This is a genomic window from Gallibacterium salpingitidis, from assembly GCF_001678495.1.
GTDB classification, from domain to species: Bacteria; Pseudomonadota; Gammaproteobacteria; order Enterobacterales; family Pasteurellaceae; genus Gallibacterium; species Gallibacterium salpingitidis.
Genome location: NZ_JTJL01000016.1, coordinates 31,205 through 50,039, shown reverse-complemented (window position 1 = coordinate 50,039; position 18,835 = coordinate 31,205). Strand labels below are relative to the sequence as shown.

Annotated in this window: 16 protein-coding genes; 7 read left to right on the top strand and 9 right to left on the bottom strand. The window is 37.3% G+C overall.

Annotation, left to right across the window (positions count from 1 at the left end; translation table 11 throughout):
* The first annotated feature begins 16 nt into the window (after positions 1–16).
* From QS62_RS04810 to lipA, 5 genes are all read left to right on the top strand, one after another.
* Positions 17–844, top strand: a complete 828-nt coding sequence (locus QS62_RS04810; RefSeq protein WP_066106718.1) for a septal ring lytic transglycosylase RlpA family protein — start codon at positions 17–19, stop codon at positions 842–844.
* Positions 845–975: 131 nt separating this feature from the next.
* Positions 976–2,160 (top strand): serine hydrolase, encoded by a 1,185-nt coding sequence (locus QS62_RS04805; protein WP_066106715.1) that lies wholly within the window; start codon positions 976–978, stop codon positions 2,158–2,160.
* Between the two features lie 126 nt (positions 2,161–2,286).
* Positions 2,287–2,559, top strand: coding sequence for a DUF493 family protein YbeD (ybeD, locus tag QS62_RS04800; RefSeq protein ID WP_066106713.1), 273 nt, complete (start codon positions 2,287–2,289; stop codon positions 2,557–2,559).
* 14 nt (positions 2,560–2,573) lie between these two features.
* Positions 2,574–3,284 (top strand): lipoyl(octanoyl) transferase LipB, encoded by a 711-nt coding sequence (gene lipB, locus QS62_RS04795; RefSeq protein WP_066106710.1) that lies wholly within the window; start codon positions 2,574–2,576, stop codon positions 3,282–3,284.
* Between the two features lie 13 nt (positions 3,285–3,297).
* On the top strand, positions 3,298–4,260 hold the full coding sequence (gene lipA, locus QS62_RS04790; protein ID WP_066106707.1) for a lipoyl synthase: 963 nt from the start codon (positions 3,298–3,300) through the stop codon (positions 4,258–4,260).
* Positions 4,261–4,322: 62 nt separating this feature from the next.
* Here the strand turns inward: lipA and QS62_RS04785 are convergent, their stop codons facing one another.
* Genes QS62_RS04785 through QS62_RS04765 form a run of 5 tightly spaced genes read right to left on the bottom strand, consistent with a single transcriptional unit; the run spans position 4,323 to position 9,883 of the window.
* The gene (locus QS62_RS04785; protein ID WP_066106705.1) at positions 4,323–5,189 is read right to left on the bottom strand and encodes an ATP-binding protein; all 867 of its coding nucleotides are present in this window, start codon (positions 5,187–5,189) and stop codon (positions 4,323–4,325) included.
* 27 nt (positions 5,190–5,216) lie between these two features.
* Complete coding sequence (locus tag QS62_RS04780; RefSeq protein ID WP_066106704.1) at positions 5,217–6,047, bottom strand: dimethyl sulfoxide reductase anchor subunit family protein; 831 nt, start codon at positions 6,045–6,047, stop codon at positions 5,217–5,219.
* Between the two features lie 14 nt (positions 6,048–6,061).
* Positions 6,062–6,610 carry a DMSO/selenate family reductase complex B subunit gene (locus QS62_RS04775; protein WP_066106701.1) on the bottom strand — a complete coding sequence of 183 codons (549 nt, stop codon included), beginning with the start codon at positions 6,608–6,610 and terminating at the stop codon, positions 6,062–6,064.
* The gene (locus QS62_RS04770; RefSeq protein WP_156550067.1) at positions 6,611–9,190 is read right to left on the bottom strand and encodes a molybdopterin-dependent oxidoreductase; all 2,580 of its coding nucleotides are present in this window, start codon (positions 9,188–9,190) and stop codon (positions 6,611–6,613) included.
* A gap of 24 nt (positions 9,191–9,214) precedes the next feature.
* Positions 9,215–9,883, bottom strand: a complete 669-nt coding sequence (locus QS62_RS04765) for a TorD/DmsD family molecular chaperone (RefSeq protein ID WP_066106698.1) — start codon at positions 9,881–9,883, stop codon at positions 9,215–9,217.
* 133 nt (positions 9,884–10,016) lie between these two features.
* On the opposite strand from QS62_RS04765, the gene QS62_RS04760 reads away from it, so the two are divergent.
* On the top strand, positions 10,017–10,832 hold the full coding sequence (locus tag QS62_RS04760) for an AraC family transcriptional regulator (protein ID WP_066106695.1): 816 nt from the start codon (positions 10,017–10,019) through the stop codon (positions 10,830–10,832).
* Between the two features lie 139 nt (positions 10,833–10,971).
* Complete coding sequence (locus QS62_RS04755) at positions 10,972–12,501, top strand: YifB family Mg chelatase-like AAA ATPase (protein WP_066106692.1); 1,530 nt, start codon at positions 10,972–10,974, stop codon at positions 12,499–12,501.
* A gap of 71 nt (positions 12,502–12,572) precedes the next feature.
* Here QS62_RS04755 and dcuC read toward each other — a convergent pair whose 3' ends face one another.
* The 4 genes from dcuC to QS62_RS04735 form a co-directional block, all read right to left on the bottom strand.
* Positions 12,573–13,931: an anaerobic C4-dicarboxylate transporter DcuC gene (gene dcuC, locus QS62_RS04750; RefSeq protein ID WP_197495411.1), complete on the bottom strand. Its 1,359-nt coding sequence runs from the start codon at positions 13,929–13,931 to the stop codon at positions 12,573–12,575.
* The gene (gene pepT, locus QS62_RS04745; protein ID WP_231923679.1) at positions 13,931–15,223 is read right to left on the bottom strand and encodes a peptidase T; all 1,293 of its coding nucleotides are present in this window, start codon (positions 15,221–15,223) and stop codon (positions 13,931–13,933) included. Before pepT ends, dcuC begins: the two co-directional genes overlap by 1 nt.
* 270 nt (positions 15,224–15,493) lie before the next feature.
* Positions 15,494–17,731, bottom strand: a complete 2,238-nt coding sequence (locus QS62_RS04740) for a nitric-oxide reductase large subunit (RefSeq protein ID WP_066106688.1) — start codon at positions 17,729–17,731, stop codon at positions 15,494–15,496.
* A 184-nt stretch (positions 17,732–17,915) separates the two neighbouring features.
* Complete coding sequence (locus QS62_RS04735) at positions 17,916–18,830, bottom strand: LysR family transcriptional regulator (RefSeq protein WP_066106685.1); 915 nt, start codon at positions 18,828–18,830, stop codon at positions 17,916–17,918.
* Between the last annotated feature and the right edge of the window lie 5 nt (positions 18,831–18,835).

Genomic DNA, 18,835 nt, shown 5'->3' with positions numbered 1-18,835 from the left:
AGGGAACATATTTAATATGAAACTAAAGAAATATTTAACTGTATTGGCTGCATTGTTTTTTCTTTTTCAAACCTCTTTTGCAGTAGCCAAAACACAAGTAAAAAATGAAACTAAGAAAGTTTATGGTATTGCCGGCCCCAAGTTACAATATCATCCTAAAAAAACAACAAGTAAAACTTATACAGTAAAAGGTGTACGTTATCGTACAGTGACCACGAAAGAAGCAAAAAATTACGCCAAACAAGGCACTGCAACTTTCTATCATCCTAAATTTGTAGGACAAAAAACATCTAGCGGCGAAGTTTATAATGAAAAACTCTTTACCGCAGCGCATAAAACATTGCCACTTAACAGCTATGTATTAGTGACTAACTTACGTAATCATAAACAAGTGGTCGTACGTATCAATGATAGAGGGCCTTTTCACTCTAATCGAATCATTGATCTTTCTAAAGCGGCAGCAAAAGAATTGGGGATGACTGCTCGCGGTACAGCAAATGTTAAGTTAGATATGGTTATTATTGATCGCAATGGTAATCTTTCTGGCAAAGGTGGGAAAACCCTCTTAGCTTCTCGTGAAAATATTGAGGCAAATTCATCTTCTGCCAAAAATAGCAGTAATCAATTTAAACTAACTGCCAGTAACATAGAAAGTCGTGAAAAAGCAGAAAAGCTAATCTCTGAACTTGCAATCAGTGATGTAAAAACAGAAATTACCCAAGATGGAAATAAATTCAATATCCATTTCGGCCCATTACTCGATCAAGCTAAAGTAAACAGCATCAAATTAGCTTTCTCTCGTTTACATTCAGACAATAGTCAGCTTTATACTTATCGCTATTAATGTCTAAATGTGATGTAAAGGTTTTAAACCTCCCCTTTATCACGATATAATTTATAGCATTACCTATCAGGCAACACATAATACTAATTATGTGTTGTCTATTTACTCAAATATGTTGTAAGGGAGAAAAAATGTCGTTGTATTCTAAAAAACTGAAAACTCTCGCTTTAGCAGGTTTACTCAGTTTTTCTAGCATTTCATTTGCCTATGCGGAAGGACTTTATGATGTAGCTCCACCTCAAGTAAATGCACAAACTTATATCTTAATGGATTATCATACTGGTCAAGTATTAGCAGCGCTCAATCCAGATCAAAAACATTATCCTGCCTCGCTAACAAAAATGATGACAAGTTATGTCATTGGGCAAGCTTTAAAAGAGGGCAGAATCCATAATACCGATATGGTAACTATTGATGAAGAGTCTTGGGGTAAAAACTTCCCGGGTTCATCAAAAATGTTCCTCAATGTTAATCAACAAGTTTCTGTTGCGGATTTAAATAAAGGGATCATTATTGCTTCGGGTAATGACGCTTGTGTGGCAATGGCAAAATATTTAGCTGGTACCCAAGCTAATTTCATCAATATGATGAATCAATATGTTGACCAATTCGGTTTAAAAAATACCCATTTTGAAACTGTACATGGTCTAGACCAAGATGGTCAATTCTCAACTGCTCGTGATATGGCAATTATCGGTTCTCGTCTTATCCGCGATCTACCAGAAGAGTACCATATCTATGCAGAAAAAGAATTTACCTTCAATAACATCAAACAACCAAACCGTAATGGTTTATTGTGGGATAAAACACTAAATGTTGATGGCTTAAAAACAGGGCATACCGATGAAGCTGGCTATAATCTTGTCGCTTCTGCAGTCGATAACAATATGCGATTGATCTCTGTTGTAATGGGAGTAAGCTCTTTCAAAGGTCGTGAAGTTGAAAGTAAAAAATTATTGCAATGGGGTTTTGCTAACTTTGAAAACGTAAAACCATTGTCAGCAAACCAAGTTGTTTCAGAACAACCACTTTATTACGGTAAAGAAAACAAAGTTAAATTAGGAACTTTATCTGACGTCTATTTAGTGATTCCAAAAGGAAAAAGCCAATCAGTTAAAGCGCGTTACCAACTTAACCAAAAATTCTTAGAAGCACCTTTGAAAAAAGGACAAGTTGTAGGTTCTATCGTCTATCAACTTGATGGCAAAGATATTCAAACCGCAAATTTACAGGTAATGGATACCGTTGAAGAAGCAGGTTTCTTCGGCAAAATCTGGGATTGGATAGTGCTTACCGTAAAAAGCATTTTTAGTTAAAATATGTAAACAAATATTTAACTTGATTTTTCTCTAACCCACCTCATTTAAGGTGGGTTAAATTCCATTGATAGCCAGCAATTTTCATTGCCGTTATCAATTATTCAAGATTAAAGAGAGAGATTTATGCAACAAGAACAACCAAAATTAAAAGACCTACTTGAGTTCCCTTGTGACTTTCCTTACAAAGTCGTTGGTGTCGCTCACCCTGAATTAACTGATCGTGTACTTGCAGTCGTTCAACAACACGCACCTGGCGATTACAGTCCATCAATCAAACCGAGCCGTAATGGTAAATATCACTCTGTATCTATTACCATTACTGCACAAAATATTGAACAGGTTGAAACCCTCTATAAAGAACTTGCTGAGATCGAGCTAGTAAGAATGGTGTTATAAAAAAGGCGGTATCTATGGGAAGTACAACAGAACAGCTTGAACAGCAGGTTATTATTCGTCAACTCGGCGTGCAACCTTACGATACCATTTGGCACCGTATGCAACAATTTACTGATCAACGTACTGCAGAAACAATTGATGAAATTTGGTTAGTACAACATCCGCCAGTATTTACACAAGGACAAGCCGGAAAAGCGGAACACATTTTACACAAAACCAATATTCCGATTGTACAATCTGATCGTGGCGGCCAAGTCACTTATCATGGCCCCGGTCAACAAGTAATGTATATTCTAGTGGATATAAAAAGACGTAAAGCCATTGATAAATTATCTGGCAGCGAATCGCCTTTATCGGTACGTGATCTAGTCACCTATCTAGAGCAGTGTGTAGTACAAACTCTCGCTGATTATGGTATTGAAGGTTACCCTAAACCTGATGCCCCTGGTGTTTATATTGATGGCAAAAAAATCTGTTCGCTAGGGTTACGTATTCGTAAAGGTTGTTCTTTCCATGGATTAGCTTTCAATATTCATATGGATTTATCACCATTCCACGCAATTAATCCTTGTGGTTATGCTGGTTTAGAAATGTGCCAACTGCAAGATTTTGTTGATACTGACATTACTTGTGCTGATGTGGCACCAAAACTTATCGAACATTTCACTCGTTTAATTGGCTATCAACAACTTCACTATGTTGATGGTTTACCCAATCTAGAATAAGGAACATCAAAATATGGGCACACCATTCAAAATGGAACGTGGTGTTAAATACCGCGATGCAGCAAAAACATCCATTATTCCGGTAAAGAATATCGATCCAAATCAAGAATTATTGCCTAAACCAGAATGGATGAAAATTAAATTACCGGCAACCTCAGAAAAGATCTTAAATATCAAAAAAGCAATGCGCAAAAATGGGCTTAACTCTGTTTGTGAAGAAGCCTCTTGCCCAAATCTTGCAGAATGTTTCCATCATGGAACAGCAACTTTTATGATTTTAGGGGCAATCTGTACACGCCGCTGCCCTTTCTGTGATGTTGCTCATGGTAAGCCATTACCACCAGATCCAGAAGAACCCAAAAAACTGGCGCAAACCATCAAAGATATGGGCTTACGTTATGTAGTAATCACCTCTGTAGATCGTGATGATTTACGTGATGGCGGTGCTGGCCATTTTGCTGAATGTGTCAAAGAAATTCGCGCCTTAAATCCAAATATTAAAATCGAAATTCTTGTGCCTGATTTCCGCGGCCGTATTGAAACCGCCTTAGAAAAATTATCTGAAAATCCACCTGACGTTTTCAACCACAACTTGGAAAACATTCCTCGCTTATATAAAGAGGTACGTCCAGGTGCAGATTATCAATGGTCATTGCGTTTATTACGTGAATTTAAGCAAATGTTCCCACACATTCCAACTAAATCAGGTTTAATGGTTGGTTTAGGTGAAACTAACGAAGAAATTCTCGAAGTAATGCAAGATCTACGTGACAATGGCGTTACTATGCTGACCTTAGGACAATATTTACAACCAAGCCGTCATCATTTACCTGTTGCACGTTATGTTCCACCAACAGAATTTGATGAATTCCGCGCTAAAGCAAAACAAATGGGGTTTGAACACGCTGCTTGCGGCCCATTTGTTCGCTCTTCCTACCATGCTGACTTACAAGCGAAAGGTGTGGAAGTAAAATAAGCTGTTAGTCAATTAATCCCATAAAGTATCAGGCTTTATGGGATTTTTTATTTCTATTATTTCTAGGATAGCGCTTGTTGTCCGATCTTATACAAGGGCATATTGTTTTGTTGTCGAAATCGACACGCCGGACAAAGAGAAACTGAATCTTGTTTATCAATGCTTCGATATAACTGATGGCAAGCACTACATACTTGCTGAGAAACAGGATATTCTATTACCGTTAAATCTCTCATCTCTTTTGTGAGTTCTAATGCCTTCAATTGACATACATCCTGACACAACTGACAACCATCACAACTTTGGCTATTAATGACTACTTTAGTATCTGTAAACTGGATGCAATTTTGATGGCAATATACGGCACATATTCCACATAAAGTACATTGATGATGATCTAAAGCAATACGATAAAACTGATACTCCGGATAAGCTTTTGATAAATCAGAAAAACTTCTACTCTCTCTCGCTTTTGCCGACAATGTTAATGTCGAAAAATGTAAAAAAGCTCTTTTGGAATACTGTATCTCCTCAACTACTGATTCAGCTATCGTCACTTTAAATAAAAGTTGCTTATTATCACATAGCACCTGATTCGCCTGTTGTACCGCTGAAAACCAATCTGAATCTGATGATTTAACACAAACCTCGTTAATACCATCAGCTCTTAGTAGTAAAAGTTTTTCCAATAAAGGTGCAGGCTGATTATCTTCATACAGAATATTATTTCTAATGTTATAACTAGGTGCAGTACCTACAATCGCAGTAAATGGACAGTTCTCAACACACTGTCCACACTCGTCACATACATTGGAATCCAAAGTAATAGTGGGTGTCACTTTTATTGCATTTAAATGGCAAACTGCAGCACAACGCTTACAGTTTGCCCATTGATATTTTTGTCGTACACAATCAGCACTAATATACATTGCTGCCAGATTCCTTACTGCCGAGATCTACGCACCAAGAAAGAAGAAACTGCATCTACCAATAATTTCTGCGACGACGATACTAATACTTGCAATACTAATAACAAATAAACTGATACCTTGTTCCAACTTAACTCGGAAAAAGATCATACAGCTTAACCCAATCACTAATAAGATTGCTTTGATAAGGGTTAATTGCAAAACTAGTGCACTATCTACATATTTTGCTGAAATTCCCATAGTGGCATTACTGGCTATATGACCTTGTAGATATAAATAACTGATAATATTTAAAACTACCGCAAGCGCCGCAAAAGTGAAAAACTGCGTGATGACTTGTTTTACGATCAAGAAATTATGTTGTTCTCTCAATGAAATCACCAATGCCAAACAAGCAATAACACCACCAGCAATTAATGTAGTAGCAACAAAACTGCTATAAGTAATCCAACCATTCCATAACAAGAATAATGAATTAACATAGATATTCGACATTACAAAAACTGTGCAAATACCTACGATTGTTGTCAGCATTAAAAATACATTGATATATATTTTTCGCCATATCAAGCACGCTATACTTAAGGTAAGTAACCCCATATAGCCTCCAACAAAGACTACTTCACGACTCATCCATGAAGAAAAAATATTGTTGATAGTATTAAAGATATGCCAAGGATTACCCAAATGAAATACTGAAACAAACAGCCCTACCCCACCTATGAACCAACTTACCATTAAAGGCAAGTGAATAGTTTGCTCTTGTTTGCCGTTAATCCTATAAAACATTGTTAGCAAAAAACAACCAATAGAAATTTGTATTAATGTTGTAAACGCAATAAGCGGCCATTCATGCATAATTTCCCCCTTTTCTAACGATTAAAGCCAACAATAAGATTTGGGTGAGTAATTTCTGAATTTGGTAACCCTGCAATATCCGCATTGTCGCCATACTTCTTTCTTAACTCACTAATCAAACCAAATTCAATTGCTCGCATCGGACACGAATCCACACACACTGGATTCTGCCCTTTAGCTCTAAGATCGTAACAAGTATCACATTTAGTCATCATTCCTAATTGAGGATTAAATTGAGGTGCTTCATAAGGGCAAGCCCAAGTGCAATATTTACAACCAACACATTTAGTATGATCTACTAATACAACCCCATCTTCAGCACGCTTATGCATTGCTTGAGTAGGACAATGGCTAACGCAAGCAGGATTATCACAATGATTACATGAAATAGATAAATGCCATTTTTTGGGATTAGGATATTTTCCCGCTTCAATATCATAAACTCGACGGAAATTACGCCCTACTTCCAAATGGTTTTTATCCTTACAAGAAATAACGCAGGTCTTACAGCCAATACATTGAGAAACATTAATATAAAAGCCAACTTGGTTTGGATTTGTCATTTATTTTTCCTCCACAAATGATGGAAAACGAGGTGGTAAATAAGCATCAGCAGTCAGTTGAGCACCAGACCATTTTTCAATATTACAAAAACAAGAATTCCAGCCAGATGTTCCTAAACCTGTTGCAATTGGTTCATATAGCACATTTTCCGTTCCAGCTTTGTCTATATTGCTTTTTTCATCAATGTCTGACCATCTACCATGTGGGATTGCAACAACACCAGGTTTCATCGTTTCAGTACAATAAACTGGTCGTAACATTTTGCCCAATTTAGAAGTTACTAATACCGTTTCTCCATGTTTGATGTTTAGCTCTTTAGCATCTGTCGCATTCATATATAAATGACTTGGCCAGGCCTCTCGCAACTGCGGTACATTATCTAAAGTACTATGTGATGAACGTAAATAATGCGGTGTGAATACTTGAAATGGATATTTCCCTTTCTTCTTGCTATGCCAATCTATAAAAGTACTTTGGTATCCGTTTTCACTTGGAATATATTTAGGAATTGCTGGAACTTCGCTCCAACCATACTCTTTGGCACGTTGATGCAGACGTTTGCAGTAGATCTCAAACTTACCGCTTTCTGTATCAAGTGGATGCGCTTTAGGATCACGAATAAAGTCAGCGTAAGCAATAAATCCATAATTATCGCCTTCTTGCCGATCAACTTGATACTTACCTTCTGCAAGTAATTTATCTAATGCAATTTTTCCTTGTTGAGGTTTACCAATAAAACCATATTTAGCTATATCTTCTAAAGTGATCGTGACTAATGGGACTGAAGTTTTACCATCAGATTCAATCACAGTTGCACCAATAAGCTGATTAAAAAATTGTTGTTTCTCTGAAATTGGGAAAACAGCATTAACATCAACACCTAATCTTTTACCAATTTCTCGTGCTATCCATTGATCACTTTTCGCTTCATATAAAGGTGCAACAATATTTACCCCTAACAGTAATACTTCTCGATTATGCAAAGGTAAAACAATGCCTTCTCTTTCCCATTCTGTTGTAACTGGTAAGACTAAATCAGAATATTTGGCATTCGTTGAATAGTTATAAGCTGGTGTAACAATAAATTCCACACTGGAGCGATAAGCTTCAATGGCTTGCATAGCATTACTAAAACCTTGCATCGTATTATTGGCACAATGGAAGATCATTTGGATATTGACATCTTTATCGCCACCTTTTGGTTGTCGGTATTTGCCTTCAATAAGGGCTCGGTTCAATTCATTATGATTTATTGTTGTTGTGACTGGATTTGCGATATCTGGTAATCCATTCTGTCCTTCATTTACAAGAAAACCACCACCATTAGCAGCAAAGAAATGAACTGACGTACCTGTCATATTGCCTGAACTGCCAAGATGTCCAGTCATAAAACCTAAGGTTGAAAATGCATGAACCCAACCTTCCCCATTATTGATTCTTGCCGGTGCCCAACCACATAATAATGCTACTTTTTCAATGGTTCCGATTCGATACGCCAAAGATTTTATCGTTTCAACTGGTACTCCTGTAATCTCTGATGCCCATTCAGGTGTTTTAGGTTCATTAGTGTAAGTACCTAACAAATAATCTTTAAAGTTCTCTTTAGGATCTACGCCATCCGGCATATGTTCGGCATCAAAGCCAATAGTATATTTATCGAGGAAATCCCATTTAATTAAAGGATTACTTTGCGGATTATCTTCTTGTAACAACACATACATAATTCCTAATACGAGAGCATGATCTGTTGCAGGATTAATTGGAACCCATTCTGCATCTAAAATAGCAGCAGTATCGGTATAACTAGGATCAATACAAATAAATTTGGCGCCCGCTTTCTTAGCTTGAATATAGTGATACGTTGGCGAACCAGGGCTTGTCCAGGCTGGATTAGCTCCCCATAAAATAATTAACTCTGATTTACGTAAATCAAGACGATCATTGATCCCAAATACACCCCAATGAACACCTATGAATCCAGCAGTTTCAGCCCACGCTCCGAAAGAACGTGTTCCCCAATCCGATGTATAACCGCCAGCAGCGGCAAACATATTATAATAAGGCGGACAAAAGTTTTTTTGCCCCGTTACCCACAAAGATTCTTGACCATACTTATTGGTAATACGTTTTGTTTCTGCTGCAATAAGATCTAAGGCTTCTTCCCAGCTAATACGCACCCATTGATCTCGACCACGTAAAGATTTATCTCCGCCACCTGGCGCCCAATGTTTACGGCGCATTGGATACTTCAATCGATCTGCACCAAATACTTGATGACGCTGTGAGCGCCCACGTAAACAACCTCGTTGCTGTGGTGTATTGGGACTATCCGGAGTTAAATCATCAGTTTTTTGGCGAATCACTGTATTACCACTGACTAATGCTTTATTTAAACATTTACCACCACAATCATGCCAACAAGCAGCTGGTTTCCACACCGGTACATTTTCATTAGCAGGTAAAACATTCTCTTTTGCTATTAATCCTTTATTAATCGGTAATGTCACCAAAGCAGAAATAGCAGATGACCATTTCAGAAAAGTTCTTCGCTTAATTTCAAAAAAAGTATTTTTATCCATATTGAGTTTCTCCTCATTACCCATCTACGAATTATTTTGCATTTGTAACAACAACGAATTTATTTTTTCACTATCAAACTTAATAAATTCCTCTATAAAATGAGCCAATTTCTTATAAAAATCAGTTTGTGCATATTGCTGGATATTTAGTGAAAATAAATGAATAAAACTCAATAGATGTTCTATTAAAAACATATATTGTGCTTTAAGATTAAATTCTAATTCCGATAATTCATTACATATCGTGAGTGCTTTTTGATTAAGGTGATAAATAAAATCTAATTCAAAACCAATATGATCGGCAGCTTCTATCTCCCGTTCTGGTAAATAAAAACTGTATTGTTGATAATATTTTTCAACATTTGCAGTTGTTTCCGTAAACAGTAAATAATCACCTTTATAAGAAGATTCCCATGGAGGAGCTGGTAATATATGTGGGCCAACAAATAATTGTGTAAAGTCCCAATGTAACTCTTGATAATCATCAGAATGTGATGAAATATTTTTATTTAATAACTCATCTAACCAACTTTTATATAAATTACAAATTTCCTGATTTTCAGATAATTCATTATAAATAGTATTAATTAGCTTATTTTCTTTCAAGAAAATAAGCAGATCTATATTAGGTTCTTCAATAAATAAACGCCGCAATAAATCATAAATATAATGACGAGTAAATAAGTAATTCATAATTAGCCTATTATTCTATTAAGCACCTAGAATTAGGTAGTTTTATAATGTAAGCTATCTTAGTAAAACCATTTACTGATTAATTAATAATTTCAGGCAATTGATATCGAAAAAAAGTCAATGGGGAGTTTTTATGATCAATATCAATAAAAAACACTTAAAGAAGTCAGAAACAGAATGGAAAACCACATTGTCCCCATTATTAAACTCATCTATCCCAAATCAACTCTTGTTTTCTACTGATATCACTGATTTTTCCAAAAAGACTATTGCTCATAGCCATACATGGGTTCAATTTATTTATACACGCACTGGTACCGTATATGTTGAAATAAACAATCAATTCTGGCATTTACCGCCTTTACATGGTGTATGGATTCCCAAAAATTACGAACATACTTTCTGGAGTTCCGAAAAAGCTGAATATATTAGTATCAATATCAACGATCGATTTGCTCCCTATCTCGAACATATTCATTGTCAAGTCGTTGAAGTATCGCCACTTATTGATGCCTATACTGAATACTTAATGCAAACAACTAAGCAGCCCACTAAAGATTTAGCACTAAAAGAGCAAACTTTTATTTCACTTTTAACTGAATTAGCGCCTGTTAATTTCACTTTACCCTATCCAAATTCACCTGAATTACTAACGCTATGTAGAGCAATACAAAGTGAGCCGAGTTTACCTCACACTCCTGAAAATTGTGCACGAATCCTCAACATTTCACTAAGTACTTTTATTCGGCGTTTTAAAAAAGAAACTGGTATGACGTATCAAGAATGGCGGCAACAAATGCGTTTACTACATTCAATAACGCGATTAAAAAAAGGCGACAATATTCTTAATATTGCACTAGATAGCGGTTATTCCTCATCTTCTTCCTATATCTATGCTTTTAAAAAACATTTTGGTGTATCTCCAACAAAATACATCAATAATAGCTAACTTGTACGCACTGTTTATTCACTTATACAAGTCATTAATATTTTTCTTTTTCGATCTTTATCACAAACCATTCTTTAAAAAATTCACACTCATTTTTCCATAATCTATGCTCAAATTTATTTTTAGTTATGGAAATTTTATGTCACTAGCCATCGTTCATAGTCGTGCTTCAATTGGGGTACAAGCGCCGCTTGTTACTATTGAAGTACATATTAGCAAAGGTTCTCCAGGTCTAATTTTAGTTGGACTACCAGAAACCACAGTCAAAGAAGCAAGAGATAGAGTAAGAAGTGCCTTAATTAACAGTAATTTTCGTTATCCAGCACAACGTATCACTATCAATTTAGCACCTGCAGATTTGCCTAAAGAAGGTAGCCGCTTTGATCTTGCCATCGCTTTAGGGATCTTAGCTGCTTCTGGGCAGATAGAGGCGAAGCGGTTACTCGCGTTTGAATTTGTTGGTGAATTGGCTTTAACAGGAAACTTACGCAGTGTACAAGGGATTATCCCTGCTATTCTTGCAGCGAAAAAAGTCAAACGAGAATTAATTATCGCGAAACAAAATGCCGCAGAAGCAACGTTAGTTGCAGATACACAAACCTATTTCGCCAACACTTTATTAGATGTTGTCAGTTTCCTAAATCAACAACAGCAACTACCTATCGCGCAAGCATTAGAGATTCAGCAACCCTCATCTTTTTCCCCATCATTAGATATGACCGATATTATTGGACAGCAACACGCTAAACGCGCTTTATTAATTGCCGCTGCTGGGCAACATAATCTGTTATTTCTTGGCCCACCTGGAACAGGAAAAACCATGTTAGCCAGTCGCCTAACTACCTTATTACCAGAAATGAATGAACAAGAGGCGATTGAAACTGCTGCAATTAATAGCTTGGTTCAACAGCAGATTAATTACCAAAATTGGAAACAACGCCCTTTTCGAGCACCGCATCATAGCGCTTCAATGGCTGCCTTAGTTGGTGGCGGTACTATCCCAAAACCGGGAGAAATCTCTTTAGCTCATAATGGCGTACTTTTTTTAGATGAATTACCAGAATTTGAACGTAAAGTATTAGATGCGTTACGAGAACCATTGGAAAGTGGAGAAATTGTGATTTCGAGAACCGCTGCCAAAGTCACTTTTCCAGCAAGATTTCAACTAATTGCGGCAATGAATCCTAGCCCAACCGGGCATTATCAAGGAACACATAACCGTACATCACCACAACAAATTATGCGTTACTTAAACCGATTATCCGGGCCATTTTTAGATCGCTTTGATCTTTCCATTGAAGTGCCACTATTACCGCAAGGAACACTACAACAGTTACCTAAAGATGAAAATAGTAGCGATAAACTGCGCAAAATAGTGATTCAGGTACGTGAAAAACAATTAGCTAGAGCAGGTAAAATTAATGCTCATCTCTCTGGCAAAGAGTTGGAAAAATATTGCAAGTTACAACAAAATGATGCGATTTTTCTTGAAACTGCGTTAAATAAATTAGGTTTATCCGTTCGCGCTTATCATCGAATTTTACGCGTTTCCCGTACTATCGCTGATCTTGCAGATGAAGAACAAATCCAACGTTCACATCTCGCTGAAGCGCTTGGCTATCGTGCTATGGATCGGTTATTACAACGTTTAACCACTGGTATAGAATAAAAATGCGATAAAAAACTCTTTCTAACAAATTGCGTCAGAAAGAGTTTTTTCAGAATTAAATTATTTAGCCATCACACATGCAACGGAATAAATACCATTGTATAAATAACGATAACCGCAATACCTGCCAATAACGGCACTGAAGTACGTTTCACTAACAACATTGGGGAAAGATTTGCGCTTCCTGATACCGCAACAATTACCCCTGATACTGGCGATAACGCACGTCCGGTATTAGAAACTTGCATCATTGGTGCGATTAAATAAGCTGGGTTAATGCCTAATTGTCCTGCAAGGCGTGGTGCTAATTCAACAAATGCGAAAAATGCGGCATTACCAGAACCAGACGCGATTGCAACTAATAAGGTAATTAACACCAATGCAAACATCATTACGGTACCAGCTGTACCGAGATTTTGTGCCACTCCAATTAAATCTTCAGTAAAACCAATACGGCTTAAACCTTCCGCAAAAACACCCGCCGCAATAATTAACATCACTACGCTGCTAAACGCTTCTGCCATACCGTTATAGCATTTTTCTAAACCATCAAATACTTCACTGGCTTTACGAGTGCGAGCTAACTCAATCAAGGCACTAATAATTAAGGTTAAAATTAACAATCCACCTAATGAAATCTCCGGTAATACTTTGCCATCAAAAATAAACAAACCAATAATTGGTAAGAATGGCAAAATCGCATAATACACTGGTGCTTTATTATTCAGTAAATGACTTGGATCGACTTCGCTGAGGCTTTCTGCGTGCGCTAATCCCTCTTTAATATCGCAATAACGTTGCCAGAAAAAGTGAGCAATACCAATAACTAACATTGCTAATAAACTCATTGGTAAAATTACTTGGAACGCAAAATGTTTTAAGGTATCTCCTGCCTGTTCTGCCGCTAAGATCACATCAACCGAAGTTGGCGATAAATTTACTACTGCTGTAGTGCCACAAATAGCTGCTGCACTCGGTGCTGAAATGCCTAAACGGGTAAGAATCGGGAATAATGTTGCCATTAAAAACACCCCTAATGCGGTTGCAGACGGAATCGCAAAAGAGATAAAAGAGGCAATCCAGAAACCACCAATCAATAAAATATAAGGCGATTTAATCCGGCGTAATGGTTTATATAACAAACGTACAATAACATCGTTAGCACCAATATGGCTCATATACACTGAGAAACCAATCAACACCATTACGATCATTCCTAAACCGCCGCCACGTTTTTCAAACAGTGAGTACATATAGTTGCCAATATCGACAAAGAAAATCCCTGTACTATCTTTCACTGGCGGTGCAATAAAGGAAGCAATGATTAATAACACGATCCCGGCACACAACAATAAACCTTTTGCGTTTTGTCCCTTAATAATCCAGTAGCCAACTAACAGAATGGCTAATGCGCCAATAATTAAACTCATTATTTTTCTCCTGCTTGATTAGATTTAAGTTGGCTAAAAGCATTAGCAATACCTACAACAACGCCAACGGCTTGATTCATTACATCAATTGATACAAATTCAAATTTGCCATGAAAGTTTTCACCACCGGTAAATAGGTTTGGTGTCGGTAAATTCATAAAAGATAAACGGGCGCCATCAGTACCGCCACGAATCGGTTCAATGCGTGGTTTTACTCCTTGTTGCAACATTACCTGTTCAGCAAGATCCACTAAATAGCGATGTTGCTCTACTTTTTCACGCATATTGCGATAATGTTCATGGATGTCGATTTGGATACTGTCCGCACCATATTGTTGCTGATAATTAGCAACCGCATTTTGTAATAACTGACGGCTAGCTAATAAGCCTGCTTCAGTAAAATCACGTAACGCATAACGCAAGATGCAGTGCTCAAGCGAACCTTCAATCTTACGTAGGAAAATAAAACCTTCGTAACCTTCACTAGTTGCCGGAGTTAAATGCGGCGGTAAACTCGCTTGGAACTGACAAGCACGTTCCCACGCATTAACCATTTTGCCTTTCGCAGTCCCCGGATGCACAGAACGCCCAAATAAATGAATTGTCACTTCATCAGCATTAAAGTTTTCATACTGTAATTCACCGACTACGCTACCATCTAAGGTATAAGCCACATCAGCGGCAAATTTTTCTACATCAAAATGATCTGCACCGCGTCCAATTTCTTCATCAGGAGTAAAACCAACGCGGATTTTGCCATGTGGAATTTCTGGATGAGCTTGTAGATACTCTATTGCAGATAAAATAATCGCAATTCCTGCCTTATCATCTGCACCAAGTAAACTGGTACCATCTGTTGTCATTAGCGTATGTCCCAACAGATTTAATAAGTTAGGGAAATTTTTTGGTGAAAGTAAATCACCAGAACCAGCAAGCAGAATTTCCTCTCCGGCATAATTCTCCACTAATTGCGGTCGAACATTTTCCCCATTGAAATCTGGCGCTGTATCAACATGTGCTAATAAGCCCAACACAGGTACTTGTTGTTCAATATTGGCAGGTAAAGTCGCAAACAGATAGCCATTATCATCTAAGCTAATCTCTGTTAAACCCATACCAATTAATTCTTGTTCCAGTAATCTTAAGAGATCCCATTGTTGCGGTGTACTAGGTACAGTAGCGCTTTTAGGATCAGAAGTAGTATGTATCTGTACATACTTTGTAAGTCGTTCAATCAACTTACCTTTCATTGCGACGGAAAAATCAGTCGCTGACATAGTATTGTTAGACATAATTGAATTATTTCCTATGAAGCTAGGTTAATTGTAGTATTCGGAATGGTGATTTTTATAATTGTTCAAATTACAGCCAAAATATAGATAAAATCACTAATCTTGCGCTGATTTTAACAGATTATATTTTGTTATACATAAGGAAAGAATTATTTTCTAAAATAAGATTCCCCAAAAAGCAAAATTGATTACCTTATCGACCAAAAAACATAAAAAAACGGTCAAAATTGCATAATTTTGACCGTTACACCAATAACTTAATTTAACAACTTAACGACGACTAAAAGTCAATTTTGTTACTTGGTAAGCAAATAATACTGCACCAAAAATTAAGATAATATCGCCGATAGTTCTTAACCAACGCAGTGTTTGTAAGAAATCTTGTTGTAAGAAGCCTTCACTTCTTGCATACCATAACCCTTCGCTAATACTTGCAGACACTTGGAATAATCCTACCGGTAACAAACTGATTGCGATCATTAGAATTAAACCAAGATTCATCGACCAGAAACCAACTTTCATTACTGTTTCATTAAAGACAAAGTCTGGTTTTAAATAACGAGCAACAAGCAACACAAAACCTAAGGCTAAGAAACCATACACACCGAATAATGCCGCATGTGCGTGTACTGCTGTGGTATTTAACCCTTGTAAATAGAACAATGAAATTGGCGGATTAATTAAGAAACCAAAGACGCCAGCACCCAACATATTCCAAAACGCCACCGCTACGAAACACATTAACGGCCAACGTAAACGCTGCATCCAAGGTGTTGCGTGTTGATATGACCAATGTTCGTAAGCTTCCTTGCCCAATAATACTAACGGTACCACTTCAAGCGCTGAAAACACTGCTCCGGCAGCTAACGCTGGTGTTGTTGTACCTGAGAAGTAGAGATGGTGCGCAGTTCCTGGTACGCCGCCTAAGAGAAATAAACTACCAGCGACTAATGACGCTACTGTTGCGCTACGATAGCTGACTAAACCTAAGTTGTAGAAAATAAAGGCTAAGGCACAAGTTGCAAAGACTTCAAAGAATCCTTCTACCCAAAGGTGCACTACCCACCAACGCCAGTATTCCATTACGGTTACGCTTGAGTGTTCGCCATAGAATAAACCTGGACCGTAGAATAAGCCAACACCGACAATAGAAGAGATAAAGATTGCTAATAGGTTTTTATCGCTACCATTTTTAAAGGCATAGCCTGTACAGCGCAGCATTAACCATAACCAAACAATAAAACCAACGAATAATAGGATTTGCCAGAAACGACCAAGATCTAAATATTCATAACCTTGATGCCCGAACCAGAAATTCAATGATGATGGGATTTGGTGGCTTAAGGCAAAGAAATTACCTGAATAAGAACCAATAACCACAATTAATAAAGCCAGGAATAAGAAATTCACACCAAATCGCTGGAATTTCGGATCTTTCCCACCATTAATGATTGGCGCTAAGAATAACCCTGCGGTTAAGAAGCCTGTGGCAATCCAGAATAATGCGGTTTGAATATGCCAAGTACGCACTAACGAATATGGGAATAGTTGTGAAATATCAATACCATAGAATTTCTGTCCTTCTACGGTATAGTGCGCTAAAACACCGCCTAAGCCCACTTGCACGACAAATAACGCTAAAGTTAAAAAGACATATTTAGCTAACGCTTTTTGTGAAGGGGTCAATTGAAGTTTTAATAGAGGATCAGTTGCTGGAGGTGTTGGTTCTTGCTCATTACGATTACGTAAGAAAGAATAACCCCACACTAAGAAACCAACCCCAGCAATTAAGAACACAATCGAAATTAATGACCACATAATATTTTCTGTGGTTGGCACATTATTGATCAATGGTTCATGCGGCCAGTTGTTGGTATAAGTAGCGTCTGCATTTGGACGATCTGTTGATGCCGCCCACGCTGTCCAGAAGAAGAAATCAGCTAATTTTTGGCGAGCTTCTGCACTTGGTAAAGTATTATCCTTCATCGCAAAAGCTTCGCGTGTTTTCAGCATAGTAGGATCATCACTATACAACTTATTATAGTATTCCGCTGTTTGCTGAATAGCTTGTAAACGAACATCAGAAATCACTACCTTGCCGTCGCTATTCACTCGGCTTTGTTTACGATATTCATCACGTAAAGCAACTTGCAATGCTGCTTGTGTCGGTTCATCTAAATCAGCATACGCTTTACCAAACGCCGCTTTGGCGGTAATGTCCAACCAAGCTGTTAATTCACGATGCAACCAATCGGCAGTCCAATCCGGCGCTTGATATGCCCCATGACCTAATAATGAACCTAATTCCATACCACCGGTTGTTTGCCACGCTGTTTGCCCTTGCAGTACATCTTCTTTAGAGATAATGGTTTCACCGCTTTGTGAAACATAGGCTTGTGGAATTGGTGGTGCTTGACGATAAACTTCTACACCGATATACCCTAATAATGTAAAAGTTAAGATGAGGGTTGTTAGTAAGATTCCCCATAACTTTTTATAATTTCCCATTTTTAACTCACTCCATAAGTTAAATTTTATGAATCCAATTGTTGTCTTGTATTCAGTTCATAATCAGCAAATACCTGACTAATTTAGTCAACTAAATACCCGACTAATTATATAAGTTATTATGAGAAAGGTAATACCTGTATAGGAGTAATCCTAGAACGTTCTTTGTTCACCTAAATTACTGTTACTTTTTATTTTTTTCAGGAAAATGTTGTTCTAGTACTTCACGAATGATTTTCATCAATTCTAGCTGTAAACGACTGGCATTTGTTTTACTACTGATCGCCATATACAGATCACAAGGTAATTCCGGTTCTGTAATTGGAATGGCGCGCAAATTGTTATGATAGTCCCGAAAAGCTAGCGTCATTGGCAATAAAATAGAATTACCAATACCATCCTCGACTAAATCTAGAATCAATTCCTTACTATCGACTTCCATAATAATATTGCTCTTTCTATGCAATTTTGCCATTTCTGTATCAAACAACTGGCGATAAGTATTATTTTTACTTGGGATCACCAATGGAATAGTTTCTAGATCTGCTGCTGTAATACTCGTTTTATGTATAAATTCAGGATTATCGCGTCTTACAATCAACATTAATTGCACATTAATCAACAATTCATACTCGAGATTCTTTAAAAAAATCGGATTATGCAGTAACGCCACATGCAACCGATCCATACTTAAACGCTCTTGTAAATCTCTGGTTAAACCTTCAGTAACAATCAAATTCGCTTCTGGTAAACGTTGATAAAACAGTTTAATGATATCTCGCGCTAATAATTTTGATAATGTTGGAGGAATCCCTAATGAGATAGATCCTGTAATTTTACCTGTCGTAAAACTAAGATCCTCTTTTAGCAACTGCACCTGATTAAGAATTTGATGACAGTGCCTTAGTAAAATCTGCCCAGCTTCTGTAGTAGTTACACCGCGCCCATTTCTGACTAATAAACTTTTTCCCAATTCAGTTTCTAATTGTCGAATATGTCTGCTCAATAAAGGCTGAGCGATATCTAATTCATCGGCTGCACGTGTATAACTATTCAATTCTGCGACTTTAGCAAAATAGGCGAGTTGTTTGAGATCCATAGAAT

What these genes read in the sequence shown, in the direction of transcription:
- lipB (WP_066106710.1), top strand. Translation starts at nt 2,574, where the DNA reads ATGGGAAGTACAACAGAACAGCTTGAACAGCAGGTTATTATTCGTCAA.
- QS62_RS04775 (WP_066106701.1), bottom strand. Translation starts at nt 6,610, where the DNA reads ATGACAAATCCAAACCAAGTTGGCTTTTATATTAATGTTTCTCAATGT.
- QS62_RS04785 (WP_066106705.1), bottom strand. Translation starts at nt 5,189, where the DNA reads ATGTATATTAGTGCTGATTGTGTACGACAAAAATATCAATGGGCAAAC.
- QS62_RS04770 (WP_156550067.1), bottom strand. Translation starts at nt 9,190, where the DNA reads ATGGATAAAAATACTTTTTTTGAAATTAAGCGAAGAACTTTTCTGAAA.
- QS62_RS04740 (WP_066106688.1), bottom strand. Translation starts at nt 17,731, where the DNA reads ATGGGAAATTATAAAAAGTTATGGGGAATCTTACTAACAACCCTCATC.
- QS62_RS04765 (WP_066106698.1), bottom strand. Translation starts at nt 9,883, where the DNA reads ATGAATTACTTATTTACTCGTCATTATATTTATGATTTATTGCGGCGT.
- ybeD (WP_066106713.1), top strand. Translation starts at nt 2,287, where the DNA reads ATGCAACAAGAACAACCAAAATTAAAAGACCTACTTGAGTTCCCTTGT.
- QS62_RS04755 (WP_066106692.1), top strand. Translation starts at nt 10,972, where the DNA reads ATGTCACTAGCCATCGTTCATAGTCGTGCTTCAATTGGGGTACAAGCG.
- dcuC (WP_197495411.1), bottom strand. Translation starts at nt 13,931, where the DNA reads ATGAGTTTAATTATTGGCGCATTAGCCATTCTGTTAGTTGGCTACTGG.
- QS62_RS04805 (WP_066106715.1), top strand. Translation starts at nt 976, where the DNA reads ATGTCGTTGTATTCTAAAAAACTGAAAACTCTCGCTTTAGCAGGTTTA.
- QS62_RS04760 (WP_066106695.1), top strand. Translation starts at nt 10,017, where the DNA reads ATGATCAATATCAATAAAAAACACTTAAAGAAGTCAGAAACAGAATGG.
- pepT (WP_231923679.1), bottom strand. Translation starts at nt 15,223, where the DNA reads ATGTCTAACAATACTATGTCAGCGACTGATTTTTCCGTCGCAATGAAA.
- QS62_RS04810 (WP_066106718.1), top strand. Translation starts at nt 17, where the DNA reads ATGAAACTAAAGAAATATTTAACTGTATTGGCTGCATTGTTTTTTCTT.
- lipA (WP_066106707.1), top strand. Translation starts at nt 3,298, where the DNA reads ATGGGCACACCATTCAAAATGGAACGTGGTGTTAAATACCGCGATGCA.
- QS62_RS04735 (WP_066106685.1), bottom strand. Translation starts at nt 18,830, where the DNA reads ATGGATCTCAAACAACTCGCCTATTTTGCTAAAGTCGCAGAATTGAAT.
- QS62_RS04780 (WP_066106704.1), bottom strand. Translation starts at nt 6,047, where the DNA reads ATGCATGAATGGCCGCTTATTGCGTTTACAACATTAATACAAATTTCT.